22 protein-coding genes and 9 tRNA genes are annotated in these 25168 nt (G+C 44.4%); 19 read left to right on the top strand and 12 right to left on the bottom strand.

Going from position 1 to position 25168, the window contains the following annotated elements; all coding sequences use genetic code 11:
• The first annotated feature begins 32 nt into the window (after nucleotides 1-32).
• Complete coding sequence (locus C1X04_RS15390; protein ID WP_137170399.1) at nucleotides 33-1253, top strand: MFS transporter; 1221 nt, start codon at nucleotides 33-35, stop codon at nucleotides 1251-1253.
• A 6-nt stretch (nucleotides 1254-1259) separates the two neighbouring features.
• Here C1X04_RS15390 and C1X04_RS15385 read toward each other — a convergent pair whose 3' ends face one another.
• Complete coding sequence (locus C1X04_RS15385; RefSeq protein ID WP_137170398.1) at nucleotides 1260-3692, bottom strand: YbcC family protein; 2433 nt, start codon at nucleotides 3690-3692, stop codon at nucleotides 1260-1262.
• Between the two features lie 9 nt (nucleotides 3693-3701).
• Entirely contained in the window at nucleotides 3702-5324 is a 1623-nt protein-coding gene (locus C1X04_RS15380) for an NADH-quinone oxidoreductase subunit L (RefSeq protein ID WP_137170397.1), read from the bottom strand.
• A 124-nt stretch (nucleotides 5325-5448) separates the two neighbouring features.
• Between C1X04_RS15380 and C1X04_RS15375 the strand changes: the two genes are divergently transcribed.
• The 3 genes from C1X04_RS15375 to ppnN all read left to right on the top strand — a co-directional run bounded on the left by C1X04_RS15375 (nucleotide 5449) and on the right by ppnN (nucleotide 9052).
• Nucleotides 5449-6354: a LysR family transcriptional regulator gene (locus C1X04_RS15375; RefSeq protein WP_137170396.1), complete on the top strand. Its 906-nt coding sequence runs from the start codon at nucleotides 5449-5451 to the stop codon at nucleotides 6352-6354.
• A gap of 32 nt (nucleotides 6355-6386) precedes the next feature.
• Nucleotides 6387-7523: a cell division protein ZapE gene (gene zapE / locus C1X04_RS15370; RefSeq protein WP_137170395.1), complete on the top strand. Its 1137-nt coding sequence runs from the start codon at nucleotides 6387-6389 to the stop codon at nucleotides 7521-7523.
• 158 nt (nucleotides 7524-7681) lie between these two features.
• Complete coding sequence (gene ppnN / locus C1X04_RS15365; protein ID WP_110576939.1) at nucleotides 7682-9052, top strand: nucleotide 5'-monophosphate nucleosidase PpnN; 1371 nt, start codon at nucleotides 7682-7684, stop codon at nucleotides 9050-9052.
• A 152-nt stretch (nucleotides 9053-9204) separates the two neighbouring features.
• On the opposite strand, the gene glsB is transcribed toward ppnN, so the two are convergent.
• From glsB to C1X04_RS15345, 4 genes are all read right to left on the bottom strand, one after another.
• Nucleotides 9205-10116 carry a glutaminase B gene (gene glsB / locus C1X04_RS15360; RefSeq protein WP_110576940.1) on the bottom strand — a complete coding sequence of 304 codons (912 nt, stop codon included), beginning with the start codon at nucleotides 10114-10116 and terminating at the stop codon, nucleotides 9205-9207.
• Nucleotides 10117-10289: 173 nt separating this feature from the next.
• On the bottom strand, nucleotides 10290-11099 hold the full coding sequence (gene nudC / locus C1X04_RS15355) for an NAD(+) diphosphatase (RefSeq protein WP_137170394.1): 810 nt from the start codon (nucleotides 11097-11099) through the stop codon (nucleotides 10290-10292).
• 73 nt (nucleotides 11100-11172) lie between these two features.
• Nucleotides 11173-12198, bottom strand: coding sequence for an L-threonine 3-dehydrogenase (tdh, locus tag C1X04_RS15350; RefSeq protein WP_137170393.1), 1026 nt, complete (start codon nucleotides 12196-12198; stop codon nucleotides 11173-11175).
• Nucleotides 12198-13406 carry a glycine C-acetyltransferase gene (locus C1X04_RS15345; protein WP_137170392.1) on the bottom strand — a complete coding sequence of 403 codons (1209 nt, stop codon included), beginning with the start codon at nucleotides 13404-13406 and terminating at the stop codon, nucleotides 12198-12200. Before C1X04_RS15345 ends, tdh begins: the two co-directional genes overlap by 1 nt.
• A 198-nt stretch (nucleotides 13407-13604) precedes the next feature.
• Here C1X04_RS15345 and C1X04_RS15340 point away from each other — a divergent pair, with 198 nt between their 5' ends.
• The 9 genes from C1X04_RS15340 to C1X04_RS15300 all read left to right on the top strand — a co-directional run bounded on the left by C1X04_RS15340 (nucleotide 13605) and on the right by C1X04_RS15300 (nucleotide 15502).
• On the top strand, nucleotides 13605-14669 hold the full coding sequence (locus C1X04_RS15340) for a polysaccharide deacetylase family protein (protein WP_137170391.1): 1065 nt from the start codon (nucleotides 13605-13607) through the stop codon (nucleotides 14667-14669).
• A gap of 62 nt (nucleotides 14670-14731) precedes the next feature.
• Nucleotides 14732-14822: transfer RNA gene (locus tag C1X04_RS15335), tRNA-Ser, on the top strand.
• A gap of 41 nt (nucleotides 14823-14863) precedes the next feature.
• Nucleotides 14864-14939 (top strand) — tRNA-Asn (locus tag C1X04_RS15330).
• A 2-nt stretch (nucleotides 14940-14941) separates the two neighbouring features.
• Nucleotides 14942-15018 (top strand) — tRNA-Pro (locus C1X04_RS15325).
• Nucleotides 15019-15045: 27 nt separating this feature from the next.
• A tRNA-His gene (locus C1X04_RS15320) sits at nucleotides 15046-15121 on the top strand.
• Nucleotides 15122-15134: 13 nt separating this feature from the next.
• Nucleotides 15135-15210, top strand: a tRNA-Lys gene (locus C1X04_RS15315).
• 33 nt (nucleotides 15211-15243) lie between these two features.
• Nucleotides 15244-15319 (top strand) — tRNA-Asn (locus C1X04_RS15310).
• A gap of 2 nt (nucleotides 15320-15321) precedes the next feature.
• Nucleotides 15322-15398: transfer RNA gene (locus C1X04_RS15305), tRNA-Pro, on the top strand.
• Between the two features lie 28 nt (nucleotides 15399-15426).
• Nucleotides 15427-15502 (top strand) — tRNA-Lys (locus C1X04_RS15300).
• An 830-nt stretch (nucleotides 15503-16332) separates the two neighbouring features.
• Here the strand turns inward: C1X04_RS15300 and C1X04_RS15290 are convergent.
• From C1X04_RS15290 to C1X04_RS15265, 6 genes are all read right to left on the bottom strand, one after another.
• Nucleotides 16333-16416: transfer RNA gene (locus C1X04_RS15290), tRNA-Tyr, on the bottom strand.
• 51 nt (nucleotides 16417-16467) lie between these two features.
• Nucleotides 16468-17421 carry a ProQ/FINO family protein gene (locus C1X04_RS15285; RefSeq protein WP_137170390.1) on the bottom strand — a complete coding sequence of 318 codons (954 nt, stop codon included), beginning with the start codon at nucleotides 17419-17421 and terminating at the stop codon, nucleotides 16468-16470.
• Between the two features lie 186 nt (nucleotides 17422-17607).
• Nucleotides 17608-18081 (bottom strand): hypothetical protein, encoded by a 474-nt coding sequence (locus C1X04_RS15280; RefSeq protein WP_110576946.1) that lies wholly within the window; start codon nucleotides 18079-18081, stop codon nucleotides 17608-17610.
• A complete protein-coding gene (locus C1X04_RS15275; protein WP_110576947.1) occupies nucleotides 18078-18308 on the bottom strand; it encodes a cell division protein ZapB in 231 nt (76 codons plus the stop codon). The genes C1X04_RS15280 and C1X04_RS15275 overlap by 4 nt, the downstream gene beginning before the upstream one ends.
• A 55-nt stretch (nucleotides 18309-18363) precedes the next feature.
• Nucleotides 18364-19557, bottom strand: a complete 1194-nt coding sequence (locus C1X04_RS15270) for a flagellar assembly protein FlgT (protein WP_137170389.1) — start codon at nucleotides 19555-19557, stop codon at nucleotides 18364-18366.
• Nucleotides 19558-19560: 3 nt separating this feature from the next.
• Nucleotides 19561-20190, bottom strand: a complete 630-nt coding sequence (locus C1X04_RS15265) for an LPP20 family lipoprotein (protein WP_110576949.1) — start codon at nucleotides 20188-20190, stop codon at nucleotides 19561-19563.
• A 384-nt stretch (nucleotides 20191-20574) separates the two neighbouring features.
• On the opposite strand from C1X04_RS15265, the gene dinB reads away from it, so the two are divergent.
• The 6 genes from dinB to C1X04_RS15235 all read left to right on the top strand — a co-directional run bounded on the left by dinB (nucleotide 20575) and on the right by C1X04_RS15235 (nucleotide 25168).
• Complete coding sequence (gene dinB, locus C1X04_RS15260; RefSeq protein WP_137170388.1) at nucleotides 20575-21621, top strand: DNA polymerase IV; 1047 nt, start codon at nucleotides 20575-20577, stop codon at nucleotides 21619-21621.
• A gap of 68 nt (nucleotides 21622-21689) precedes the next feature.
• A complete protein-coding gene (locus C1X04_RS15255) occupies nucleotides 21690-22670 on the top strand; it encodes a hypothetical protein (protein ID WP_137170387.1) in 981 nt (326 codons plus the stop codon).
• Nucleotides 22671-22791: 121 nt separating this feature from the next.
• Nucleotides 22792-23463, top strand: coding sequence for an alpha/beta hydrolase (locus C1X04_RS15250; protein WP_137170386.1), 672 nt, complete (start codon nucleotides 22792-22794; stop codon nucleotides 23461-23463).
• Nucleotides 23464-23498: 35 nt separating this feature from the next.
• Nucleotides 23499-24311, top strand: coding sequence for an inositol monophosphatase family protein (locus tag C1X04_RS15245; protein ID WP_137170385.1), 813 nt, complete (start codon nucleotides 23499-23501; stop codon nucleotides 24309-24311).
• 27 nt (nucleotides 24312-24338) lie between these two features.
• The gene (locus C1X04_RS15240; RefSeq protein ID WP_137170384.1) at nucleotides 24339-24797 is read left to right on the top strand and encodes a DUF2489 domain-containing protein; all 459 of its coding nucleotides are present in this window, start codon (nucleotides 24339-24341) and stop codon (nucleotides 24795-24797) included.
• Nucleotides 24797-25168, top strand: coding sequence for a hypothetical protein (locus C1X04_RS15235; RefSeq protein WP_137170383.1), 372 nt, complete (start codon nucleotides 24797-24799; stop codon nucleotides 25166-25168). Before C1X04_RS15240 ends, C1X04_RS15235 begins: the two co-directional genes overlap by 1 nt.

Below are 25168 nucleotides of genomic sequence, written 5' to 3'. Positions count from 1 at the left end.
CTGTGATTTGTCTTTTAGTAAGGAAAGCTTTCATGTCGCGTCCTGTGAAGTTACTCAGTGTTTCTATTGGTCTTATCTGCCTCTTGCTGGCGCTGAACTTTGGTTTGCGTTCATCGATGGGCTTTTTTATGTCGCCCATTTCCCAAGAGTTTGGCTACGGACGAGAAGTGTTTGCCTTTGCGTTGGCTTTGCAAAATTTATGTTGGGGGTTGTTTCAGCCTATTGCTGGAGCGTTTGCAGATCGCTACGGTACTTTAAAAACCTTGTTCATTGGGGCTGGTTTGTATGCGTTGGGCTTGTATGTCACTGCCGGTGCTGATGGCGTATTAGGACTTAATATGGGCGCAGGCGTACTAATGGGCATGGGCATCGCAGCGACAGGCTTTGGTGTTGTATTGCCTGCGATGGCTCGAATGGTGTCGCCCGAAAAACGTTCTTTTGCTTTGGGGTTAGGTAGTGCGGCTGGGTCTGCTGGTCAGTTGTTGGTCGTACCTATCGCTCAGGACTTTATTGCTTCTTATGGTTGGAGCAATGCATTGATGTTGTTGGCCGTATGTGCGCTGATGATGGTGCTATTGTCGAGTCCATTTCGTCTAGAAAAAGAAAGCGGAGCGGCGAATTCGTCAGCAGTTGAGGCCTCTCAAACCATGAAAGAAGCTTTGCGGGAAGCCAGTGCTTACTCTCATTACTGGCTTTTGGTGGTTGGTTTTTTTGTTTGCGGTTTTCAATTGGCCTTTATCACGGTTCACATGCCAGCGTTTTTATCTGACCAAGGTTTTTCCCCTGATATTGCGGTCGCCAGTTTGGCGTTAATAGGCCTGTTTAATATTTTTGGTTGCTTGTTGTCTGGCAGTTGGGCAGGTAAGTATTCGAAGAAAAAACTACTTACCATTATTTATGCGCTTAGGGCCTTGGCGATCGCTCTATTTATGACATTGCCGATGACAGACATATCGGTCTATGTGTTTTCTATAGTCACTGGTTTGCTTTGGCTAGCGACTGTGCCACCGACATCGGGATTAGTTGCGCAAATGTTTGGCCTACGTTACATGGGCTTGTTGTACGGCATAGTGTTTTTAGGTCATCAACTGGGCTCGTTTAGCGGTGTTTGGTTGGGCGGTTATTTGTACGATAAGACCGGTTCCTATGATGTTGTCTGGTGGGCGGCGTGTATTATTGCTTTGGTGACGGCGCTGATTCATATCTTAATCGACGAGCGTCCAGTGGTACGTCTTCGTGCCACTGTGGCTTGAGGTCTTTTATTCAGCGGCTTGCCACTGCAGTTGGAAAAATCGCTGAATGTTGTCTCCTTCCCATTGAAACAAATACAGCCAGCCGTTATCGATCAGTTGGCTGACGATGTCGTGTTTGGCTGCGATTTGAGCAATAGCGGCTTTTGGTGCAGCAATGTAAACCGCAAGTCTGACAGGTGTGTGCATCCATTTCTCACCATCGCTTAGGGATTGCATAGAAAGCCCTATTCGCAAGTCCCCGCCGTTGCCTTCAAACACGCCAATGTTGCCACCAACGGCATTGTGCAAGACTTTATTACCGCAGCCGAATTTGAAGTTATCGGTCACTGATAAGTTGTATTGCATGTTGATCCAATGAGTGACCAGCATAGGCGCGGTCAGAATGCGCTCTAGAATACTGAAGTCGGGGTCATTATGTTGATCATAATCGTGAAGAAAACTGCGGCCTTGTAAGTCAAGGTGACGTGTTTGTTGGCGTGGCGCGATGATAAAAGAGTGATTGTTGGCAAGCCCCCATTCTGGGTTCACTTGTGACCAATCATTCGCGCGTTTGGTAAAAGCCTTCGAGCGTTGTTGGTCAGATGTATTGAGTAAGGATGAATCTAATTTTGCAGCACGCTCTTGTTGCGCCAAAAATTGGGCTTGTTCAAACCAATTTGCCAATGTGCTGTTGATGTCTTTCGAGCCATTGGTATCAAAGCAGGTCAATTGATCTGTGGTGGTATTGTGCAGCGCGGCGACAAATTGGGTATCGGTAGGAATATTGACGCCCATATTATTTAGTAGAGTACGAACCTTGCTGTCATTTAATAGCGATGCCAAGACTCTAACGTTCACTTCGCCACTTTGTCCGCCACAAGCGCCACACTCCAATCCTGCCGCATGAAGGTTGTTGCTGGTGTGACTGCCATGACCAACCAACATGACGATTGGCGCGTAAGTTGTCAGGTTGAGGTTGTCTAAAATGGCTTTTGCTAAATCCGCCTTGTCTTGATCGGTTAAAGCGACACCTTGCTGAGTTAATTGCCAGCCAGTGCTTGGCGCTAGGCGATTGGCTGGGTGTTCTTGTCTTTTAGAAAATAAGGTTTGCTTGAACATTTTAAAGGCGTACCACCATCCCATGGACTCGACCATGGAAAACGACGCTGGTGCAGCGTGTCCCCAACGATGCCAACGGGCTTCTTTTTGCTGGTGGTTAACATGATGTTTATCGCTTGTTAATTCGGTGGCAGTAATAGAGGCCGCTAATAAACCGGGAAGCTGTGGTCGTGCATAGTGACTGTCTTTCGCTTTGTATTCGATAGGTAAGCCAAAAAAACCGGCAAAGCCGAGAGTTTGGATCTTATTCGATTGTTTTTCCAGAGCACGTCTAAATACTTCTGAACGAACATCGATACAAAAAATCGCTTGTAACTCTGGTGTTGTTGGTTCGATGGATGGCGGTTTAGCAGACGTCAGGGTCTGCTCTAAGGCGCTTTGTTCGCTGTATTCCAACGCCAGGGCCCAGACCTTGGATGCCAAAAGCGCATCGTGATGTGCTTGAATTAGCGTTGGAATGGCGCTTTTTTGAGCGGACCATTTTGCTTCTATTGCGTCGTGTAAGGCTAATGATGTGTGTTTTAGGTAACGCCAAATAACCAGTTCCCAAGCCATTTTAATGGCCAGAAGCGACTCTACATGGTTTTCTTTCGCTAAGTTTTCGTTGTTATCTCCCTTGGACCAATTCAAGTAGGCTAAGTAGCTACTCCAGCCATTAATGTCCAGCAACAATGCCTGAGCATAGAAGTGCAGTGCTTGATCATCCAGCGAGAGTTCTTCGAGCGCTAACGCAAATAGCTCGTCTTTGCTGCTAGGTAAATCATGGAAGAAATGAGTGAGTTTGGCTTCTCCCATGATAATGCTGAGACCCTTGTCTTCATTGGTGACTTCTAGCCAGTGACTGTAAAGGTCTAGCTCGTTGTCGATGTTTTGTTGCCTCAGTGTTGGGCTCTGTTGCTGATAATGAGCCGCGCAAAATTGGCTGACCTGATGGGTAATTTCGTCATGCCATGACATTTTGTTAGCGGGCCTTTGTTGGTCAGCAAGATCGGCAATGTTGCGCCATGGCGTTGGGGCGACGCTAGGTTGAGTGAGGTGCTCAAGCAATGCGTGCGGCGTCATGTCGATTTCATAATGGTGCGCCGCTCTGCTGAGGCTATCTTGTGATATTCGACCTTCTTCAAACCAAGTGCGATAAGAGGCAATAGGCAAATGGGTTTTGATGCCAGCCAAGGCGGATAGCTCATCTGAGACCTGATCAAAAGGTTTGTTGACCAATGACCACAGTGGATTGACCGCGATGAGCTTATCCAGTGGCCAATGCGGTGCAATAGTGCTGGTCGCATCAAGCAATAGGTCTTTTTGCTGCATGCTTAAAGTGTTTGGCGTCTTGATTGTCATGCGCTTCTCCTAAGGTTTTGGCGACGGTTGATTGGCATTTACGGCATGATGCTGTTCTTTTGCTCTAGCGGGTAACGTGACTGGCCAAAATTTAAGAACAAGGCGAGTGAGCCATTCATCCAAATAAAGTCCAGCAAATAGGGCAATAGATAAGTGACGAATGGCAGGCCAGCGCACTTGATAATGTAACAGCGCGCTCAAGATAAACAGCAGACTAAATAAAACCATGGCCCAGATGTCGGCTGGGGAAAAAGCCTCAACAGTGTGCATTGAATAGTTTGGTAACACGAAGTGCATGGCGTACTTTAACGTGGCATAAACCACACACAATAATGTCCCCATTATGAAGGTATAAACTACTGACCGCGAATGTTCGCAAGTGCGCCACTGTACGATAAGGACAGTGAGTGCGAGAGCGAATAACCACCATGCACTAAATGCTCCTTCAAAGCCAAACAGCGTTCGGATAATAACCACGCAGGTGGTGCTTAACCCAAGAGCGATTAGCCAAGTTTGTGCGTTAGGCACGACGGCTTTGTTCGAATCCGAGAATTGAGTATTGTTTTTTGCCGCACTGGAAAGACGCAATCTAATGGCGTCATTGACCGCGTTGCCGGAGTTGAGAAAAGAATAGGCTTTGTAAAACGAATGGGCGAGCAAATGCAGCAGGACTAATTCGTACAAACCTAGGGCAAATTCCAACAGCATCAAACCCATTTGCGCACACGTCGACCAAGCAAGGCGAACTTTAACACTGATTCGAGTGGTCATGATCAGGGCGCTGGCGAGGGTCGATAAGCCGGCAATAATTAACAACAGCCAAACCGCTACGGAACTTTGCGCAACCACTGGCGTAAACAAAAGCAGTAGATAACCACCTAAGTTGATCACGCCAGCATGCAACAAGGCGCTAACGGTCGTTGGCGATTCGACCACTTGTATTAACCAACCATGGAAAGGCAATTGAGCGCATTTGATTAATGCCGCCAAGGCAATCAAACAAGCCGCCACTTGCTCTTGCCATTGCAAGGCGAATCCTGCGTTAGATTGGGCCACAGCGGTGTTGATAATGGTGTTGATGTATAAACTGTCATATTGCTGGTAAAGCAAGGCAAAAGCGGAAAATAAAGACAACTCAGCGACTCGCGCCAGCATAAATTTTTTGTGCGCTGCAAGAATGGCTCGTGGACGATCCGCATAGAAGGTTAATAAATTATTGAGTGACAAACTAATGCCTAACCAACCGAACCAAAAAATCACCAAGTGGTTAGTGGTGACTGTGATGGCAACAGACGCCAAGGTAAACATCAACCAACGGTAGTAACGATTTAGATTAGCCTGTCCTGCCATGTAGTTGCGCGAGAAACTGATTAATACCCAGCCCATGACGGTGACTAGGCCGAGCATGATTTGGTTTAGGGCGGTATGACGAATTAAGGTAGAAGATTGCCAAGCATCGGTAAAAAAATAGCTTATTGGAAAGGTAGAAAGAAAAATAATCAGCAAAACAAAACTTAATCGAGACGCTTTGTGCGCCACACATTGCGTTTTTTCTCGCCCGAGATACCAGCCTCCCAGAAACAGAGCAAAGGGGATAACGATCGGTAAAAAACTTAACGCGACTAAGGACATACACACCTACAATCTTTGGTTTGAAGAAGTTGGGGCGATTATGAAGCCTTTATTTTGTTAATAAAAATACATATATTGTTATTTAACGTTCACTTTTTATTATGTATCTATAGGATGATAGACAATGAGTCGATTGAATTATCATCATCTGTATTATTTTTGGCGGGTAGCCAAGAGCACGAGTCTGACTGAAGCCGCAGAATCATTGCATATCTCTCAATCGGCTTTGTCGGCGCAGATCAAGCAGCTTGAACAGAGTTTGGATGTGGCATTATTTGTTCGCCAAGGGCGTAAGCTGGTGTTGACTGACGTGGGACGTCGAGTGCTGGCCTATGCGCAAGATATTTTTAATACCGGTGAAGAGTTAGAAAAATTTATCCAGAAAGACAGTGCTACGCAGCTTCAGCATATTACCATCGGTGTGCAGAGTAATTTGTCGAGGAATTTCATCGAGAGTTTTATTGCCCCTTTGTTAAAAAGCGAGAATGTGGATTTTTCGCTTTCATCAAGAGGCATGGCGGATTTGCTAAATGGCCTTGTCAATCACGAATTAGATTTGGCGTTGACCAACCGCGCTATTTTAAGCGAAGGGCATGATGCCTCATGGCAAAATCAACTGGTGGCCAGGCAAGCTGTTGCCATTGTCGGACCGTATGGCGAAAAGCCTGATACGCCTTTTCCAATAGGTTATGAAGGTAAAAAATGGGTCGTACCGGGTCGAAATACCGACATTCGTTCCTCTTTCGAATCCTTTTGTGCCACTCATCAGTATCAGCCAGATATCAAGGCAGAAGTGGACGACATGGCGATGTTGCGATTGTTAGCAAGGGACAGTGGTTATCTGTCTGTCTTACCGCCTGTGGTGGTAAAAGATGAGATTCAATCGAAAGTGCTACAAGATTATGAAAGCATTCCCCAAGCGTTTGAGAATTTTTACGCCATTACGATGCCACGCAAGTTCACTTCGTTGCTGGTGTTGGAGTTGATAAAAACCGCGATACATCAGTATGCTGTTGATCATTCAATTTAAATGCAGGGCCAAGATTTAAAAGGAAGTGAAATATGACACCTTCGCAAGTCTATCAGACGCGTCTAGAGCAAGAACGAGTGACGTTTGATAACAGCCAGCAGCCTGCGTTACAAGAGTTGGAGCGAGTGTATCAGCTATTAGTCTCGCCACCATCAGACCGTGATGAGCTAGAGCCAATTAAAGGTGTTTACCTTTGGGGTGATGTGGGTCGTGGCAAGACATTCTTGATGGATTTGTTTTATCACTGTTTGCCAGATGGAATGGCGTTAAGGTTGCATTTTCACCACTTTATGGCGCGCTTGCATCGAGAGTTAAACCTTGCTTTTGGCCAGAAAAATCCCCTAAAAGGCATTGCTAGGCGTTTATCTGCAGAGTGTAGAGTGTTGTGCTTTGATGAGTTTTTTGTCTCTGATATCGGTGACGCCATGTTGCTGGGTGGTCTGGTTGAGGCGCTGTTTGAAGAAGGCGTTGTGTTGGTGGCAACGTCGAATATTGCGGTGGAAGACTTGTTTCAGAACCAGCTGCAAAAAGAACGCTTCGCTCCAGCAATAGCCTTGCTACAAGGGCATTTGAATAGCATTCATCTTGGCGGTGAAGAAGATCATCGATTACGTCATACCGGCGGTTCACCGATTTATTTTGTTAAACATGAGCAAGACATGTCGGTTTTGTTTAAGCAGCTGGCAAAGGGAAATATCAACCAGCAGTCGCTGCAAGTTTGTCGTCGATCGATACCGGTTGTTGAAGCCGCAGACAATATTGCTTGGTTCGATTTTTATGCTTTGTGCGATGGACCAAGATCGTCGTTGGATTACATTGAGCTGGCGCAAACTTATCCGCTGATAATGCTGACAGGCATTCCTGAACTTAGCAGCGAACCCTATGAACACATCAAAGCGCGTGGCACCGAAGATGGCGCGATTGGCTCAGGGAAAACCGGTGATCGTGCTGTGTCGTTAGGCATTAATGACGATGCAGTGCGTCGCTTTATTAGCTTGGTAGACGAGTGTTATGACCATCAAGTGGTTCTATTATTGAATGCCGACGTGCCTTTAGACAGCCTGTATCTAAATGGGTCATTGTTGTTTGAGTTTCGTCGTACCTACAGTCGTTTAATTGAAATGAAGTCTCATTATTATCAAACATTGCGAACCCGCAAAGAGGATTGATTTTGTTGACCAAAAAGGCAGGCTAAATAATTGATTTCATTCTGACTATTTTTATTAAGTTTTTCGTAAAAGCTTGATAAAACCAGAATGCGCGACCACTATATTTAATAATAAAGAATTTAAAAGACATTAATAAAATGACAATAAGGAGGGCGATCATGCAGTACGAAGATCGCGTTGATGCGTTAGTCGCACCGAAAGGTTCGTTAGAAATGTTGTCTCAAGATGAGATTTCTCGTCTGTCAGAAGAATCCGGTCCCCTACATGACCTATTCCATCGTTGTGCCTTAGCGATATTGAATTGCGGCAGTGATTCAGATGATCCGCAAGCGGTTATGGAAGAGTTTAAAGATTTTGAAATCCGTATCGTTCAACAAGAGCGAGGCGTAAAACTGCAGCTGAAAAATGCACCGGGCAGTGCATTCGTTGACGGTAAGATGATCAGCAGTGTGCGTGAGATGTTATTCAGCGTATTGCGCGACATTATTTTTACCCAGCATGAGATTCTGGCCCGTGGTCTTGAAGACGCCAGCTCAGATAAATTAACCAATGTGGTGTTTGAATTACTACGTAATGCCAATGTGTTCCGCCGCATTCAAAATCCAGACATGATTGTTTGCTGGGGTGGTCACTCTATTGCTCGTCACGAGTATGATTACACCAAACGTGTGGGCCATGAGTTAGGTTTGCGTGAGCTGAATATTTGCACCGGTTGTGGACCTGGGGCAATGAAAGGGCCGATGAAAGGCGCTGCCATCGCTCACGCCAAGCAACGTATTAAAAATGGTATTTACCTAGGTTTAACGGAGCCTGGCATTATTGCAGCAGAATCTCCAAACCCGATTGTGAATCAGCTGGTGATCATGCCAGATATCGAGAAGCGTCTTGAAGCCTTTGTCCGTGCCGGACACGGTATAGTGGTTTTCCCTGGTGGTGCCGGAACCGCAGAGGAAATTCTGTATATCTTGGGGATCTTATTACACCCGAAAAATGCAGGCGTGCCTTTTCCACTGGTATTTACAGGACCAAAAGAAAGTGCCGATTATTTTGAGCAAATACACGCTTTCATCGGTGAGGTATTAGGTTCGGAAGCGCAGAATAAATACCGTATTATTATTGAAGACGAAGTGGAAGTGGCCCGTGCTATGAAACAAGGCATGGAAGAAGTTCGCCAGTATCGTAAAGCCCATCAAGATGCGTTTTACTACAATTGGAAACTGCATATTCCAGAAGAGTTCCAATATCCGTTTGAGCCAACCCATGAAAAAGTGCGTGAGCTAAATCTACACTTCAATCAAGAAACGCATTTGCTTGCCGCGGATTTACGTCGTGCTTTTTCATCTATCGTTGCCGGTAATGTGAAAGCGCAAGGTGTGGCGTACATCAAAGAGTTTGGGCCGTTCGAGATTCATGGCGATAAAGCGTTATTGGCGAAACTGGATGCCTTATTACAAGCGTTCGTTCGTCAGCAGCGGATGAAGTTGCCGGGCAGTGCTTATGTTCCTTGTTATAAAGTCATCACAGATTAACTGGATGGCTACTGCGCTCGTGACGCCATCCCTAGCAGGTGATGACTGCGCTCGCCAATACCTTGTTAATACAGTGATACTAAAAAAGGGCTTCTCGTGAAGCCCTTTTCTGTTTTTGGTTGTTGTCTTTTTGTTTCGGGTTTAAGAAGAGCCTAGCCAAATACTGACCAGCCGATGCTTTCGGAGAGCGCTTCCAGTGCCGCCATGCCAGCGAGTGAATTGCCTGACTTATTGAGTTCTGGTGACCAAACACAGACGGAAAAGCGATTTGGCACAATGGCGATAATGCCACCACCAACACCACTTTTGCCTGGCAGCCCAACGCGGTAAGCAAAGTTGCCAGCTTCGTCGTATAAGCCGCTGGTGGCGAGCAATCCATTAACTTGGGTTGTCTCTCGTGCGCTTAGCACTTGCTCACCACTGAGCTGTGAGTAGCCTTTGTTGGCAAGGAAACTAAAGGCTTTGGCAAGATCCACACAATTCATGCGCATGGCGCAGTTATCAAAGTAGCTGTGTAAAACGCTTTCTACGTCGTTTTCAAAGTTACCAAAGGCTTTCATTAAATACGCCATGGACGCATTGCGTGCACGGAATTCGTATTCTGAATCGGCAACCACTTTGTCTGAGCTTAGGTGGGAGTTATCCGCTAAGCGTCGAATGAATTCACGCATGGCGTAGTGCGGAGAAGCAAAGCGAGACTGATTCATATCACTGATGACTAAGGCGCCAGCATTGATAAAGGGGTTTCTAGGTACACCTGACTCGTATTCGAGCTGCACAAGTGAATTAAACGGGTTTCCAGAAGGTTCACGTCCAACTCGCTTCCACATGTCTTCGCCATAGTGTTTGATGGCAAGGGTCAAGCTAAAGACTTTAGAGATACTTTGAATAGAAAAGTCTGTATAGGCTTGGCCTGCGTGATAGAGCTGACCGTCGTTACTGTAGATGGCAATACCAAATTGGTTGGGATCGACATTCGCCAGCGCGGGAATGTAATCTGCGACTTTGCCTAAACCGATTAATGGTTTTACTTTTTGTTCTATTGAATTTAGTAGATCTTCCACGAGGTTCTCAGTGTTATTCTTTTATGGCAAGTGAATGAGTCGGTACTTAGCTGGGTGGCTAGTATAGGTATTTACTGGAAGATTTCTAGCTGAGAAGGAATAAATTTGGTGCTTTTGTCGATACTTTCAGACACACCGTTTATGAATCTGGTGTGTCTGAAAGTAGAAGGTCTTTAGTTGCTTTTCGTTTTTTGTATATGTTCTACATGTAGATTAATTAACTGCCCTGAAATCGTCGCGCTGTTGGGAATATTCGGTAAGTCATCAATTGAGTACCAGTTGGCTTCTTCTATTTCACCTGGCGCAGGGGCGATGTCACCACTTTCATAATCCGCAAAAAAACCGGCCATTAACTGATGTGGGAAAGACCAAGGCTGGCTGCTTACATAGCGAATGTTGGTGACTTCTAAACCGACTTCTTCTCTAATTTCTCTTGCCACAGCTTGTTCTAAGGTTTCCCCTGCTTCGACAAACCCCGCGATGTTACTGAACCTGTCTTTAGGTGCTTGTGGGCCACGAGCAAGTAGAATTTGATCGTCTTTGCGGATCGATATAATGACGCAAGGGGAAATGCGAGGATAATGACGCAAGTTGCACGTCTGGCATATTTTTGTGTGCTCAGCTGGGTGTCTTTCTTTCATTGGCGAGCCACATCGACCACAAAATTGATGATCACGATCCCATGTTGATAGCTGGTGTGCGCGGCTTAATAAAATGTAATGGTGTTGGTCTTGTAAGAAGAGTAGCTCTCTTAGACCCATTTCAGAGAAGCCTTTGGGGATAGATTCAAAGCGACACACGAAGATATCCTGACCATGCCATTTGCCACAGTAGATGGCGCTCATTTTTGAGTTAGGTTGGAAGTGTGTAAAAGGCGTAAGAAATTGATTTTCTGACTCTACTAATACTTGGTTGCGATGTAGCAAAATATAGAGCGCATCTTGATGGGGAAGAGGGTGTGTTTGAGTACCTATTTCTAACATGTGATTGCTCGGTTTGCGTCTAAAAGAATTACGCTAACGCGATCATCTTCTAGACGCAATAACCTAGGTAGATTTAATTCCAGTCGAGAATCACTTTTCCTGATTTGCCAGACCCCATGGTGTCAAAGCCTTGCTGAAAGTCATCAATATCAAAGCGATGGGTGATGATTGGGCTGATGTCTAAGCCAGATTGAAGCATGGCAACCATCTTATACCAAGTCTCATACATTTCTCGTCCATAAATGCCTTTGATGATAAGACCTTTAAAAATGACCTGATTCCAGTCGATTAAAGTGTCTTTTCCTGGAATGCCTAACATGGCAATTTTCCCGCCATGGTTCATGTATTCCAGCATGGAGCGAAACGCCGTGTCATTGCCAGACATCTCTAAGCCCACATCGAAGCCTTCGTGCATGTCTATTTCACTCATGACGTCTTTTAATGATTCACGACTGACGTTAACGGTACGAGTTGCCCCCATTTTTTTCGCCAGATCCAGACGGAAGTCGTTCACATCGGTAATCACCACATTGCGCGCACCGACGTGCTTAGCAATAGCCGCGGCCATGGCGCCAATGGGGCCAGCGCCTGTGATTAGAACGTCTTCACCGATTAGGTCGAAAGACAGGGCAGTATGAGTGGCGTTGCCAAACGGGTCGAATATCGCCGCCATGTCATCGCTGATGTTATCTGGAATTTTGAATGCGTTACTGGCTGGAATGACCAAGTATTCGGCAAAAGCGCCAGTGCGATTGACGCCAACGCCAAGGGTTTTTCGGCATAGATGGCGACGACCTGCACGACAGTTGCGGCAATGTCCACATGTAATATGGCCTTCTCCAGAAACGCGGTCACCGATCTTGAACCCAGAAACTTCTGGCCCTATTTCGGTGATCACACCAACAAACTCATGACCAACTGTCATGGGCACTGGAATGGTGTTCTGTGCCCAATCGTCCCATTGATAGATGTGCATGTCTGTTCCACAGATTGCTGTTTTGCTTATTTTGATCACGACATCGTTATGTCCGCATTCGGGATGCGGTACGTCTGTCATCCAAATGCCTTTTTCTGCGTGGAGTTTCGCAAGCGTTTTCATTATTTACTTCCTTTAATAATGCCCATCTCGCGCCCGACCTTAGCAAAGGCGGCTATGGCGCGATCAAGTTGTTCCGTTGTGAGTGATGCTGACATTTGTGTGCGAATTCTGGCTTTGCCCATAGGTACGACGGGATAAGCAAATCCTGTCACAAATATTCCTTCTCTATATAGCGCATTTGCCATCTCTTGTGCGAGCTTCGCATCGCCTAAAATAACAGGAATGATTGGATGATCACCAGGGACTAGGTTAAAGCCTAAAGCGCTCATTTGGGTGCGGAAGTATTGGCTATTGGCTTTTAATTGCTTACGAGCGGAATCTCCTTGCTTAAGGGATTCGATAATGTTTAAGCTGGTGGCGGTAATCACAGGCGCCAGTGAGTTCGAAAACAAATAAGGGCGAGAGCGTTGGCGTAACCAGTCGACAATGCTTTTAGAGGCGCTGGTGTAGCCACCAGAAGCGCCACCTAGGGCTTTACCTAATGTGCCAGTGATAATGTCGACACGACCTAGTACATCGCAATACTCATGGCTACCACGACCATTTTCGCCCAAAAAGCCTACCGCATGGGAGTCGTCAACCATAACTAATGCATCGTACTTGTCTGCAAGGTCGCAGATCGATTTAAGGTCGGCAATGATACCGTCCATAGAAAACACGCCATCCGTGACAATTAATTTGGTTTTAGCACCATCTATATCCGCTTGTTGAAGTTTCGCTTCCAGTTCTTTCATGTCGTTATTGGCGTAGCGATAGCGTTTTGCTTTACATAAACGAATGCCATCAATAATGCTGGCGTGATTGAGCGCATCACTGATGACGGCATCTTCTTCATTCAGCAATGTTTCAAATAAGCCGCCGTTTGCGTCAAAGCAAGAGGAATACAAAATGGTGTCTTCCATTTGCAAAAAGTCGCTTAGGCTTTTTTCTAATTGGGTGTGTATGTTTTGTGTACCGCAAATAAAGCGAACAGAAGCCATGCCGTACCCGTATTCATCCAGTGCTTGATGGGCGGCTTGAGTGACATGCTTATCGTTTGCCAAGCCAAGGTAATTGTTCGCGCAAAGATTGATTAGAGGCGTTTTATCGGCGGTAGTAATTTGGCTGGCTTGTGGCGTGATAAGCGGACGCTCTATTTTATAAAGGCCTTCGTGCTTAAGTGTTTGAAGTTGGTTTTCCAGATTTTTGTAAAAAGTGGATTTGCTCATGTTCTTTCCTCTTGTGGAGATTAGCATTCCCTTTTGTGATGGATCCTTTATGTCTATTGAGTGTAGGAGGGTGCCTTCAATATGAGTAGATGCAGTGACATCATAAAGCAGGCATAACAGTTTCGGTTTTTGAATGGCTGGTCATGTTTGCCGTTCGTCCGTAGAATGTGGGCAAATATTAAGCAAAGAGGAAACCACATGTTGTCAAAGGTTCATTACAGCATCTTACTTGGTGCGTTGAGCGCAAGCATGGCCGCTCAAGCTCAGGATTATTTACCGGTTCTGCAATATCATCATGTAAGTGCCAGTTCACCTAAATCGACTTCTGTTACACCAGAACAATTTACTGAACATATGGATTACCTAAAAAATGCAGGCTTTCAAGTAGTCGATCTACGTTCTGCGTTAGACGATTTAAAAGCCAATAAGCCATTGCCCGAGAAAGCCGTCGCTATTTCGTTTGATGACGCTTATCGCAATATTTACCAAGCTGGCTTCCCAATCTTAAAGGAAAGGAATTTTCCTTTTACTGTGTTTATCAACTCAGAACCAGTAGAGCGTAAGAGCCGTAGCTTTTTAACATGGGAGCAGATGAAAGAGATGGAGCAGTTTGGCGGTGTGTTCGCTAACCATACGATTAGCCATCCTTATATGTTGCGCAAAGAGAAAGGCGAAACGGATGAGGCCTGGATGTCACGTATGGAAAAGGAAGTGGATACGGTAGAAAGTTTGCTTGTGAAGCATCTTGGAAGCTCACCGAAGATGTTGGCTTACCCATATGGCGAATCAAATGGAAGGATTCGAAGCATGATGGCAGAAAAGGGCATTATGGCATTCGGTCAGCAGTCTGGTGTGGTAAGTGCCGATTCGGACTTTGAAAACCTGCCGCGTTTTCCAGCCTCAGGTGCTTATGCCAAGTTATCAACATTAAAAACAAAGCTGAACGCGAAACCTATGCCTCTTTTGTCTGAAAATGCGGGTGGCGATTACGCTGGTGAAGAGCCTGTTTCGATTAACCTGACTTTTAAAGAGGGCAAGTATCGTTTAAAAGACTTGGCGTGCTATGTGTCCGGTCAAGGAAAGGCGACTCTTGAGTGGATTTCTGAAAGAGAAGTGAAGGCAACTGCTAGCAAGCCTTTTGGCGTAGGACGTGGCCGTATTAACTGCACTATGCCTGATAATTCGGGCAAGCATTATTACTGGTATTCCAATGTATGGATCCGTTCTTCTGCTGATCAGGGCTATGTGAGTGAAAAAAGTTAAACTTTTTTAAAAAAGAGGTTGCACTGAAATTTCAAATCAGTATTATACACCTCGCTCGCAACGGAGGGGTGGCAGAGCGGTTTAATGCACCAGTCTTGAAAACTGGCGTAGGTTAATAGCCTACCGAGAGTTCGAATCTCTCCTCCTCCGCCATCTTCTAAAGATGGTAGTTGTAAGCAAGATAAAATATTAGTTCCTCGATAGCTCAGTTGGTAGAGCAAATGACTGTTAATCATTGGGTCACTGGTTCGAGTCCAGTTCGAGGAGCCATTCGGAGTATAGCGCAGTCTGGTAGCGCGCCTGCTTTGGGAGCAGGATGTCGGGGGTTCGAATCCCTCTACTCCGACCATTTATTTTATCATCATCATTAGTAATGGTGGGCGTAGCTCAGTTGGTAGAGCTCCGGATTGTGATTCCGGCGGTCGTGGGTTCAAGCCCCATCGTCCACCCCATTACTAGATAGTTGGGTCGTTAGCTCAGTTGGTAGAGCAGTTGACTTTTAATCAATTGGTCACTGGTTCGAATCCAGTACGACCCACCAACTATCTCTATGCAGAATTCTAGTCTGATTAATTCCTCGATAGCTCAGTTGGTAGAGCAAATGACTGTTAATCATTGGGTCACTGGTTCGAGTCCAGTTCGAGGAGCCAATCGGAGTATAGCGCAGTCTGGTAGCGCGCCTGCTTTGGGAGCAGGATGTCGGGAGTTCGAATCTCTCTACTCCGACCATTAATAAATCAGCATAAAAATTATGAGCGGGTCGTTAGCTCAGTTGGTAGAGCAGTTGACTTTTAATCAATTGGTCACTGGTTCGAATCCAGTACGACCCACCATTCTTCTCATAATTATCTTTTCTATGTCCTAAAATCCTCATCTACGTATTGTTTTCTTCATAGAAAGCTTCAAAATCGTCTATCGTCTATCGTCTATCGTCTATCGTCTATCGTCTATCGTCTATCGTCTATCGTCTATCGTCTATCGTCTATCGTCTATCGTCTATCGTCTATCGTCTATCGTCTATCGTCTATCGTCTATCGTCTATCGTCTATCGTCTATCGTCTATCGTCTATCGTCTATCGTCTATCGTCTATCGTCTATCGTCTATCGTCTATCGTCTATCGTCTATCGTCTATCGTCTATCGTCTATCGTCTATCGTCTATCGTCTATCGTCTATCGTCTATCGTCTATCGTCTATCGTCTATCTATTGTAGGTGCTTGTGATCGCTGTGGTAAGGTGGTTGTTGGGGTTGGGTGGTCTTTTCGGGCTTCTTAGGTCTGCAGGATGCAAAGCGTGCTTACTGGTTTCTTAGCTATATGCTGCTGATTGTTTTGTGAAGGGGGTGATTAACTCGAATAGGCTCTTATGTGTGGCTGCGATGATTGCATGTAATGTCGTTTTTGGGTGATGTCAGGAAGAGGTTGGTGTTGTTTAGGGTTGGTTGTGTGTGATGTAGATGGCGTTATTGTGGTGCAATAAAGTAGGTTGGATTGATGGTTTTTTGTGTTGGTTAAATAAGAGGTTTTTTTTGGTTGTGATGAGTAAGGGATATTTTCTTGATAGGTGTATTTTGGCTGTGAACGTTTGTTGTTGTGAGTGAGATTTGAGAATTTGATTCTGTATTGCAGAGGATAAGATGTTGAATCTTAAGAAGATACTGCTAATGGTGGAGGGAGGTGGATTCGAACCACCGAAACTTTCGTGGCAGATTTACAATCTGCTCCCTTTGGCCACTCGGGAACCCCTCCACAGCAGCGCGACGTATAATATACATCGCGCTTTACTATGTAAACAGTTTTTTAAGATTTATTTAGCAATTTCTCTAATTTTGCTTTCATGCGCTCTTCAGGAGACAGGTTATCGTAAATGTCTTCCTGTTTAGGGGCGCTTTTAGCAGGCTTAGGTTTTGAATTTGCTTTGTTTTTAGCTTGTGTCTTTGGTTTGCTGCTACGAGCTGGTTGAGACGATTTCTCTCTGGCTGGTCGGCCCGTTGTCGCCGTTTTAGCTTTTGCTGGAATCATGGACTCAGGAAGGGCTGGCTCGTTGTTTACAGCAACACCTTCTAGGTCTATCCGTGGTTGGCCTGACAGTAAGCATTTTTTGTATCTGTCTGAGCGCGTATAAGCGGCTAGGGCGCGTTTTTGCTTACTGGCATTGAAGTCATCGTCCAGAACCATGTCTTTGTCTATGCCGACTTTCAGGGGCTTAGGTTGATTCCAGTCAAACGCTTTCGGATAACGGTCTTCGAGCATTTTGATTAGGCGGCGATTGTTTTTCTGGTTTTTTTGACGCTTTTTTTGTTCTGGCGTCAATGTCGCTGCTTCTGTCGTGCTGTCACTTGCTTCTTGTACGCTAGTGTCGTTATCGACTAGTTTGTCGTCTTCTTGCAAGCCGTTAAGCTCTGTTTGTTGTGTGGTCATGTAATCAATCTGTTCTGTTGTCGTGGTTGTGGTGCTGTTATCAGCATGCTCGTGCATTAAGTCAAAATCGAGTTGATATTCTACTCTATCTTGCTCTTTTACTTGCTCGGGGGCTGGCGCTGTACTTAAAAGGTCGAGAGAGTCTTCAATATAAAGCTGCAGTTGATCTTCTGTTGAGCGGTCGGCCATGTGTTGTAGCAAATCCATTGAGGCACTGTATTCAATGGAGGTGGATGTTTGTTCTTGTAGTTTTTGTATTTCCTCGTTCGCTGATTTTAGCTGCTCTGTTAGCCAGTTGATTTTAGCTTCGAGTTTTGCAATAAGTTGTTCCATAGAAACACAAGGCTCAATTTTTTATTGGGGTCAGCGGAATTTGTGGTGCATTACTTATGCCAAGCATTTCTTTTCGCTGATCCTCATTTGGTAGTGTAATGGGGATATTCTTTCCACTTTGCCACCAAACGTAAGTCGTTGTGATTAAAGCGCTAGTGATGAAAAAAGGTAATAGTTTCATCTTGCTTAGAAAGTGAGTCCTGCACCAACCATGACATGCTTGTCATAGGTGTCACTGCTACTGTTTAGTATTTTCACAAAAATATCTAAACGAGATACATCGGAAATCCCTATGCGAAAGCCTGCTTCAGGGTAGTAAACGGTCTCATCGAAGAATGAGACGCCTCCACCGATGAATGACCACATAGGGATCCCTGGTAAGATTTGCAATGCAGGTGTTGAGCTATAATAGCGCGCGCCTAAAGAGACAGAGTTCTCGAATGTTTCTCCGATAACAAAGGATAACCCACCATAAAAAGACACGTTTTCTGGCAGGGTGTACTCCATTGATGCACTTAGAATGGAGGTGACATTTGTTTCACCTTCATCCGTTGTCGGTCGCGCAGCTGTCGATGAGAAATTTACTAAACTCGCAATTTGACCTTCAGCGGATGCGTGTGCACTAACTAAAACTAAAGTTGCAAGTAAAAGTGATTTCATTGTTTTTCATCCATCTGATTTAAGCGGTTCAACATCTGAGAAAGAGACGATTCCCAGTTAGATTGTTGTTCTTTTGTTTGATTTAGAGTGCTTTGGATTTCGCTTTTTTCTTCACTCAGTTCGTAGTTTTGCATCTCTAATTCTGATATGCGTTTACGTAGTGAGCCAATTTCTTCTACAGCTTCGTTGATGCGTTGCTCTAGGTGGTGTAGTAATTCGTTATTCATTGTACTGTCCTAAAAAAATAAAGCGGCCTTCGTGTATAGGCATTGTTTTGTAAAGTTACCAAGCAATCACGACATCTTGTTGTTGCACGTTCAAAATGTGAGAGTCAACAACCAGTTCTCCAACCGAAAAGTTAGGTTGAACCTGTTTAATTGTAACACTGATATTAGCATTATTCAGCTGAGTTTGAGATGACTGCAGCTGATTGAACACTTCATAACGGCGATACACATTGAATTTATCACCTTGTTTGATTCCTGACAAAGATCCTGCTGATATATGGATCCTGTTGCCCTCAGTTCGGAAAATATTAGCAATAAAAGGTTGGCAACGTAACTGGTTGCTTGTGTCTAATGCACTTTCTTTTAAGGCTTGTTGTACCACTTTTCCGTAATGAATAGACCAAAACTTGGCGCTGCCAAAGCCTACTTTAGCATGGTCAGAAATGTCCCAGTTACCTATTTCGTCATAACGTTGCTCAAATAGTAGGGCACCGCTGAATCCGTCATAGATATAGATATCGACCACAAAGTTTCTTTCTTTATCAATTTCTTCATCAAGAAGGTCTTTTGAATTTTTGTCGTCTGGAAATCTTAGATAAACCTCTCCAATGTCTCTAATGACACCGCTGACAATGTACTGAACTCCTAACTGCTCGCTAATTCTTGTTACGTTAGTCAGAGAGCCGTCATAGTTAGTGGAAGAGGGAGCATTGATTAAATCTGGGTAGATGGCAATGTTGGTAGCGGTTAACGCCCTTAAGTAGCCTTGTTTATTTATTTCATCGGCGAGGTCTTTAGGAAGTTCTCTGGATATATTGCTTAGCCCGCCCAATCTTGCTTGTAGTGGGTCTTGCAGCTCAAATCCGGTTATGCCAACGGTTTTTTTATAATAACTAGTAGGGCCAGTGCTGCATTGAGAGTCTGGGGTGACGTCGACACGAGCAATAATGCGAAGGAAGTCACCATTTTGTTCTTCAGATAAAATTCTCGCTTTCTGAACATAGCCAGAACTGCGAATCTCTAAGTTGGACTCAAGCTCTCCATTGTTTAACGCATCTTTGATATTGACTCTAGATCCAGACTCTAAAACTGCTTGCTTAATGGCTTGTTGGGTTGCTCTGTAACGGGCGTCAGCAATATCGTTGTTGTATATAACGGCTTCGCCAACCGCGTCTACGCTTTTAGCGAGGGTTATGTTTGGCAATAAAAATGCCAAAGCGACGAATGTTATGCGTTTTAAAATCAACATTAGTTATTCAATGCTATAAAAATTTGCAGTAGGTGCCGAGTTTTGCACGTCGACAGAACGGTATCCAGGCTGAACCCTGCAATTTGGATTTGCTTGGATGTTTCCAGAGTTAACACATTCACGGAAGTTTTCCTGCAATGCCATTTCCACTATGGTTTCGAAAGTGCCGTCTTCATGCTCTCGCTGAGAAATTACCTTTGCGCCTACTAAGTAAGCATCCACGTAAGTTCTAAGCTCATCGTTTTGCATTACCATGTTGCTTAGTGAGCTTGAACCATCAATTTTTAAGCCGTAAACACGTTCAGAAAGGTTTCGATAAGCATCTAGCATGGAGCTACGTAGTGACATGATGCGAGCTTGGGATTTAGTGAGGCGTTTATTGGTCATCATGGCAGCATAACCTGTAGCTGTTACTATGATGGGCTCTTTTTTAATGACAGAAACAGAGTTGTTTGTGTTAACTGCCCTGTTTTGTGTGTAGCCAGTGCTAGGTCCGGTATTAAAATTGTTTCCGTTACAAGGAGCAACCGTGGTACATGGCGTTCCATTGGGGTCTTGCTGATAAAGGTTTTGACACCCTGCAAGCATGAGTGCACCTATGGCTATAAAGAAAATACGAAGTGATACTGTCATGGTGGTGCCCTTTGTATGGAAGTCTTTTTCTCAATATTCTGCGTTTTCAAGTAGTACTTGTTGTACCGTTACTTTACCTAATCGGTCATTTGTTGCAGGTCTTAAGGATTTACTGTGTATTGAAAATACTTTTTGTTTTCAATATGGCGAATCTAATGCACAAAATGTAAACCATTTTACGCTCTAGCGTCCATGTTTGAGCGCTTAAAAAAGCACTTTTTCTTTGTTTTTGATAGTAAATATCCTCATATCGTTAATTTTATAACGTTTTCAGGCGAGTTTTGTGTCGAGGGACGTTTTTCGTATTGTTCATTTTCTCTTTTGTGCTTGATGAAAGTGGAGGTTGCTTAGTAGTATACTGTTTTTTTATACAGTGCTTTAATTATGTCGCTAAATAGAAAAATTATACACATTGATGCGGATTGTTTTTATGCGGCCGTTGAGATGCGAGATGATCCTAGTTTGCGCGATAAGCCTATTGCTATTGGTGGGCCTGAAAATAGTCGTAGCGTACTTGCTACTGCAAATTATGCAGCTCGCGTTTATGGGGTGCGTTCGGCTATGCCGACTTCGGTCGCGAAGCGTCTTTGTCCTGCGTTACTTGTTTTGCCTGGTGATATGAAGAAATACCGAACGGCTTCTGAGCAGATGCACGCTATTTTTCGAGAATTTACCGATATTATTGAGCCACTGTCGTTAGATGAAGCCTATCTTGATGTGACTAATTCGGTTGACTTCCAAGGCAGTGCAACGCGAATTGCTCATGAAATAAAGGTTCGAATTTTCCGTGAGGTAGGAATTACCGTTTCTGCTGGTGTTGCGACAAATAAGTTTATTGCTAAGGTAGCGAGCGATTGGAATAAGCCTGATGGGCTGACCGTCGTGACGCCAGAGACGCAACTTGAATTTGTTTCTGATATACCCGTGAAAGCCATTTCGGGGATTGGTCGAGTTGCGCAAGAACGATTTAAGTGCGCAGATTTACAGAAGTTGGATTTTGCTTTGTTGCAGAAGAGCTTTGGTAGTATGGCTTATCGTTTGTCTCAACTTGCTTTGGGGATCGATGATCGCCCTGTGGTGATTTCTAGAGAAAGAAAAAGTGTCTCTGTAGAGCATACATTTGCGAAAGATTTGTTGGAGCTCAAGGAGTGTCGTGCGGTTTTGCCTATGCTGTTGGCTGATTTGAAAAAACGCATGAAAGGTCGAGACTATGAATCTCAGCTGAGTAAATATTACCTAAAAATTAAGTTCGATGATTTTAAGCAAACAACGATTGAGCGCCCAATCAAGGGGAAATTATCAGAAGACGCTTTTTCTGAATTGTTACAACTGGCCTTTTCTAGATCGCCACGTTCAGTGCGCCTAATTGGTGTGGGTTATCGTTTGACGCCCCCGCAGCCGTACCAATTGAATTTACCTTTTACTTCCTAATGTAAAAAACAATCAAGAATCGAGTCGTTTACTATACTTAAATGATGACCCTTACGGAGGTGCTCGTTATGTTTAAGCAACAGAGTGATTTTGATTTCGTAAATATAAGTATGCCTGACACATTATCTCACCGATTGCGGTTCGAAGTTGAACAGACGTTAAGTTGTTTGTATGCAGATGCTGCCTTGGTAGATCAAATGGATCGGTTGTATTTGCCTTTCTCTTATTGGTTGAGTCAAAAAGCACATGCAGGGCAAGGCCCCTTGATTGTCGGAGTGGGTGGTGCGCAAGGTTGTGGAAAAACGACTTTTTGTAGTGTTATCAGCCGCATTCTTAATAAAGGTTTTGACCTAAACTGTGTGGTGATCAGTTTAGATGATTTATACAGTACACAGCACGACAGAATGAAGTTTGCTAGCCAAACCTCGCCCATGTTTGCTGTGCGTGGTGTGCCTGGCACCCATGATGTCCGCTTTGCTTTAAGCTTATTTGACCGATTGCATAATCTGAAAGAGGGTGAGGTGATGAAGTTCCCTTGCTTCGATAAGTCGATCGATGACAGAAAATCAGTACATTTGTGGAAAGAGGTTCAGGGCCCTGTCGATGTGGTGTTGTTTGAAGGCTGGTGTGTTGGTGCGCCCCCTATGACTGATGTGATGAGTTCACCCATGAATGCGCTTGAAAAAGAGAAGGATGCGCAAGGGATTTGGCGAAATAAGGTGAATCAATTTTTAGAAGAGGACTATAAAACGTTATTTTCTAAGATTGACCTAATGGCTTGGATGCAGGCGCCTAGCTATGACGTTGTATATCATTGGCGTAATAAACAGGAGCGAATGCTGGAGAGTCATCTCCATGATATTCATGGGATTTTGCTTGATACTATTGATCTAAAAGTAATGTCTTCAACGGAACTGAAGGAATTCATGCAGTATTATGAAAGATTGACCCGACATATGTTAGCGGTCATGCCTAATAGGGCAGATGTTTTGTTCACGCTAAGTGACAAGCAAGAAGTTATGAGTATGCGTTTTCCGGTAGAGCACTAACTTCTTGTGAGCGCTGGAATGAATAACGGTACCATGCAAAAAAGTCAGAGTGAGTGAAATACCTCAATATGATAGGCTATGGCAAATTGCGATAGCCTATTTTTTTTGGAGTATTTAAAAGATGACCAATGTATTGCCTTCTGTAGTGGTAGAAACTCATGAGCAGCCAGATGCTGCGATTATTTGGTTGCATGGCCTTGGGTCTGATGGTCATGACTTTGAGTCTTTGGTGCCAGCGCTGTCATTGCTTCCGACATTAAAGGTTCGCTTTGTTTTTCCGCACGCGCCGCGACGCCCCGTTACTATTAATGGTGGCATGGAAATGCGTGCATGGTACGACATCTACGAGATGACGCTAGAGCGTAAAGTTGATATGGCTAATATCGATGAGTCCTGCGCTCAAGTTGAGCAGTTGATACAGGCGCAAATTGATCAAGGTATTTCCCCAGATCGCATTATATTGGCAGGCTTTTCTCAAGGTGGTGTGATTGCATACCAGACAGCGTTACACACGAAACATGCCGTCGCTGGGGTGCTCGTGTTGTCAACCTATTTGGTCAATGGTGATAAAGTCGTTGAAGCTGACTCTTGTGTTAATGGACAGGCCCCAATTCTTATTCATCATGGTTTGCAAGACCCTGTCGTTGCCCCTGAATTGTCTGTTAAGGCGAGGGATCTCTTGGTATCTAAGGGGTATTCTGTTGAATATAAAACCTATGAAATGCCTCACTCGGTTTGCCCTGAGCAAGTACAAGACATTTCACATTGGTTGAATGTTCAGTTAGCTGACTAAGTCTGCAATACTTATTTTTTTAAAGGGGAGGGAGCGTGCAAAATAACGTGTTTGAATGGTTGGACTTTGCCAAGCAGCTGGCTGTGAAGGCGGGCGAAATGATTGTGGCAGCGCGAGCAGATTCAACCTTTGTACGTGATTATAAAATGGATCATGAATTAGTGACGACGACAGACATTGCAGTCGATCAATACATTTGTTCCAACATTCATACACGTTACCCTTCGCATTGTATTTTGTCTGAAGAGTCTTCGCCGACGTTGGACCTTGCTAGTGTCGGTGAAAGTACTCCTGTGTGGGTTATTGACCCTATTGATGGAACGGTGAATTTTGCTCATGGGCATCATCATGTTGCTGTTTCCATTGGTTTGTATGTTGGAAATGAGCGTATTTTAGGTGTTGTTCATGCCCCTTTTTTAGAGGAGTGTTATTGGGCAATTAAAGGGGAGGGGGCTTACTGTAATGGGAAACCTCTGTTGGTATCCGGTGCTAAAGAACCACGAAATGCTTTGGTAGCGACGGGCTTTCCTTATCAAAAAGATGCCTTGTTGCCGATTCTTGAACGAGTTTCACGTATTTTGCACCACTGTCAGGATGTACGTCGTAACGGCTCTGCCGCGTTGGATTTATGCTGGGTCGCATCAGGCCGTTTAGATGCTTATTTTGAGAGTGTCAAACCCTGGGATATGGCGGCAGGTACTTTGATTGCAGAAGAAGCGGGTGCTCTGGTTGGGCGTTACCTTCAATCTTCTGATCGTTGGCCGGATGTGGTCAATGGTGAAGGTCTTTTGGTTTCTACACCGGGTTTGTTTGAAGCTATGTTAGCGCTTACTAATCTCGAAAAGTAAGATTGTGTTATTTAGATAGGGTGTTTTATGTCTTTTACTGCGTTTTTAGTCGTTTTAATTGGTTGTGTTGGTGTGATTGCTGTTTCTCTTTGGTTTATCGGTCGCCAATTGAAGATGAATAAATTGCGAGAGGAAAAGATTCGCGCAGGAGAAGATCGTTTCTTAGAAGAGCGACAAAAAAGAATTGATAGTATTCGGGTTCTGTTGAAAGCGGTTGGTACAGAAGAGCTTAATTGGATTGAGGCCAGTATTCGAATCAAGCATTTGTTAGATCAACTTAGCGAAGATTTATCGACTCATGAAGATATTTCGGCATTTTATATTATTACAGAAAAGACAATGCACATACCGACTCACGAGCAGTGGCGAGATTTGCCTAAGCCTGCGAAAATGAAGTTTCGTCTTGAGATGGACAGTTATGAGGTGGAGTATGCTGAACACCTGCAAAGAGCGAAAGATTCATTATTAGCCTACGATTTTAAGTAATGCTCATTCAGTTGTTGGTTTCTATTGGTTGTCTGTTCTTGCTGCTGGTTGCCTTGACGTTGTTTTTTATTCGTCATCAATCAAAAGTACCTTATTACAGGATGACCCAAGCGCAGTGCGTTACTTTGTTAGATAAAGCAACTAAAGGTGTTTTACCAGAACATGAATGGAATGCTTTCTTGGGCATGAGCGTTCGGGACGATGGTGCCGTAGATGCGTTAAGAGAGCAGTGCTTATTGATTGATGAGTCTGGAGTAAAAGGAATGCACTCTGTTAATGGGCGATCTTGTGTGCTTTTTAATAAAAAGGGTGTATCTCAGCTGGAAAAGTTGCTCGATGAGTGGCAGCATAAATCAAACTATTTAATCTGA

Source organism: Marinomonas sp. FW-1, assembly GCF_005222245.1.
Classification (GTDB): domain Bacteria; phylum Pseudomonadota; class Gammaproteobacteria; order Pseudomonadales; family Marinomonadaceae; genus Marinomonas; species Marinomonas alcarazii.
This window is presented reverse-complemented; position numbering and strand designations above follow the sequence as displayed.

Excerpts from the sequence above, each read along its gene's own strand:
- C1X04_RS15255 (WP_137170387.1), top strand. The coding sequence starts at position 21,690 with ATGTTTAAGCAACAGAGTGATTTTGATTTCGTAAATATAAGTATGCCT.
- ppnN (WP_110576939.1), top strand. The coding sequence starts at position 7,682 with ATGCAGTACGAAGATCGCGTTGATGCGTTAGTCGCACCGAAAGGTTCG.
- C1X04_RS15250 (WP_137170386.1), top strand. The coding sequence starts at position 22,792 with ATGACCAATGTATTGCCTTCTGTAGTGGTAGAAACTCATGAGCAGCCA.
- C1X04_RS15390 (WP_137170399.1), top strand. The coding sequence starts at position 33 with ATGTCGCGTCCTGTGAAGTTACTCAGTGTTTCTATTGGTCTTATCTGC.
- nudC (WP_137170394.1), bottom strand. The coding sequence starts at position 11,099 with ATGTTAGAAATAGGTACTCAAACACACCCTCTTCCCCATCAAGATGCG.
- C1X04_RS15380 (WP_137170397.1), bottom strand. The coding sequence starts at position 5,324 with ATGTCCTTAGTCGCGTTAAGTTTTTTACCGATCGTTATCCCCTTTGCT.
- C1X04_RS15340 (WP_137170391.1), top strand. The coding sequence starts at position 13,605 with ATGTTGTCAAAGGTTCATTACAGCATCTTACTTGGTGCGTTGAGCGCA.
- C1X04_RS15275 (WP_110576947.1), bottom strand. The coding sequence starts at position 18,308 with ATGAATAACGAATTACTACACCACCTAGAGCAACGCATCAACGAAGCT.
- C1X04_RS15280 (WP_110576946.1), bottom strand. The coding sequence starts at position 18,081 with ATGAAATCACTTTTACTTGCAACTTTAGTTTTAGTTAGTGCACACGCA.
- C1X04_RS15235 (WP_137170383.1), top strand. The coding sequence starts at position 24,797 with ATGCTCATTCAGTTGTTGGTTTCTATTGGTTGTCTGTTCTTGCTGCTG.
- zapE (WP_137170395.1), top strand. The coding sequence starts at position 6,387 with ATGACACCTTCGCAAGTCTATCAGACGCGTCTAGAGCAAGAACGAGTG.
- C1X04_RS15270 (WP_137170389.1), bottom strand. The coding sequence starts at position 19,557 with ATGTTGATTTTAAAACGCATAACATTCGTCGCTTTGGCATTTTTATTG.
- C1X04_RS15345 (WP_137170392.1), bottom strand. The coding sequence starts at position 13,406 with ATGAGCAAATCCACTTTTTACAAAAATCTGGAAAACCAACTTCAAACA.
- tdh (WP_137170393.1), bottom strand. The coding sequence starts at position 12,198 with ATGAAAACGCTTGCGAAACTCCACGCAGAAAAAGGCATTTGGATGACA.
- C1X04_RS15285 (WP_137170390.1), bottom strand. The coding sequence starts at position 17,421 with ATGGAACAACTTATTGCAAAACTCGAAGCTAAAATCAACTGGCTAACA.
- dinB (WP_137170388.1), top strand. The coding sequence starts at position 20,575 with ATGTCGCTAAATAGAAAAATTATACACATTGATGCGGATTGTTTTTAT.
- C1X04_RS15240 (WP_137170384.1), top strand. The coding sequence starts at position 24,339 with ATGTCTTTTACTGCGTTTTTAGTCGTTTTAATTGGTTGTGTTGGTGTG.
- C1X04_RS15385 (WP_137170398.1), bottom strand. The coding sequence starts at position 3,692 with ATGACAATCAAGACGCCAAACACTTTAAGCATGCAGCAAAAAGACCTA.
- C1X04_RS15375 (WP_137170396.1), top strand. The coding sequence starts at position 5,449 with ATGAGTCGATTGAATTATCATCATCTGTATTATTTTTGGCGGGTAGCC.
- C1X04_RS15265 (WP_110576949.1), bottom strand. The coding sequence starts at position 20,190 with ATGACAGTATCACTTCGTATTTTCTTTATAGCCATAGGTGCACTCATG.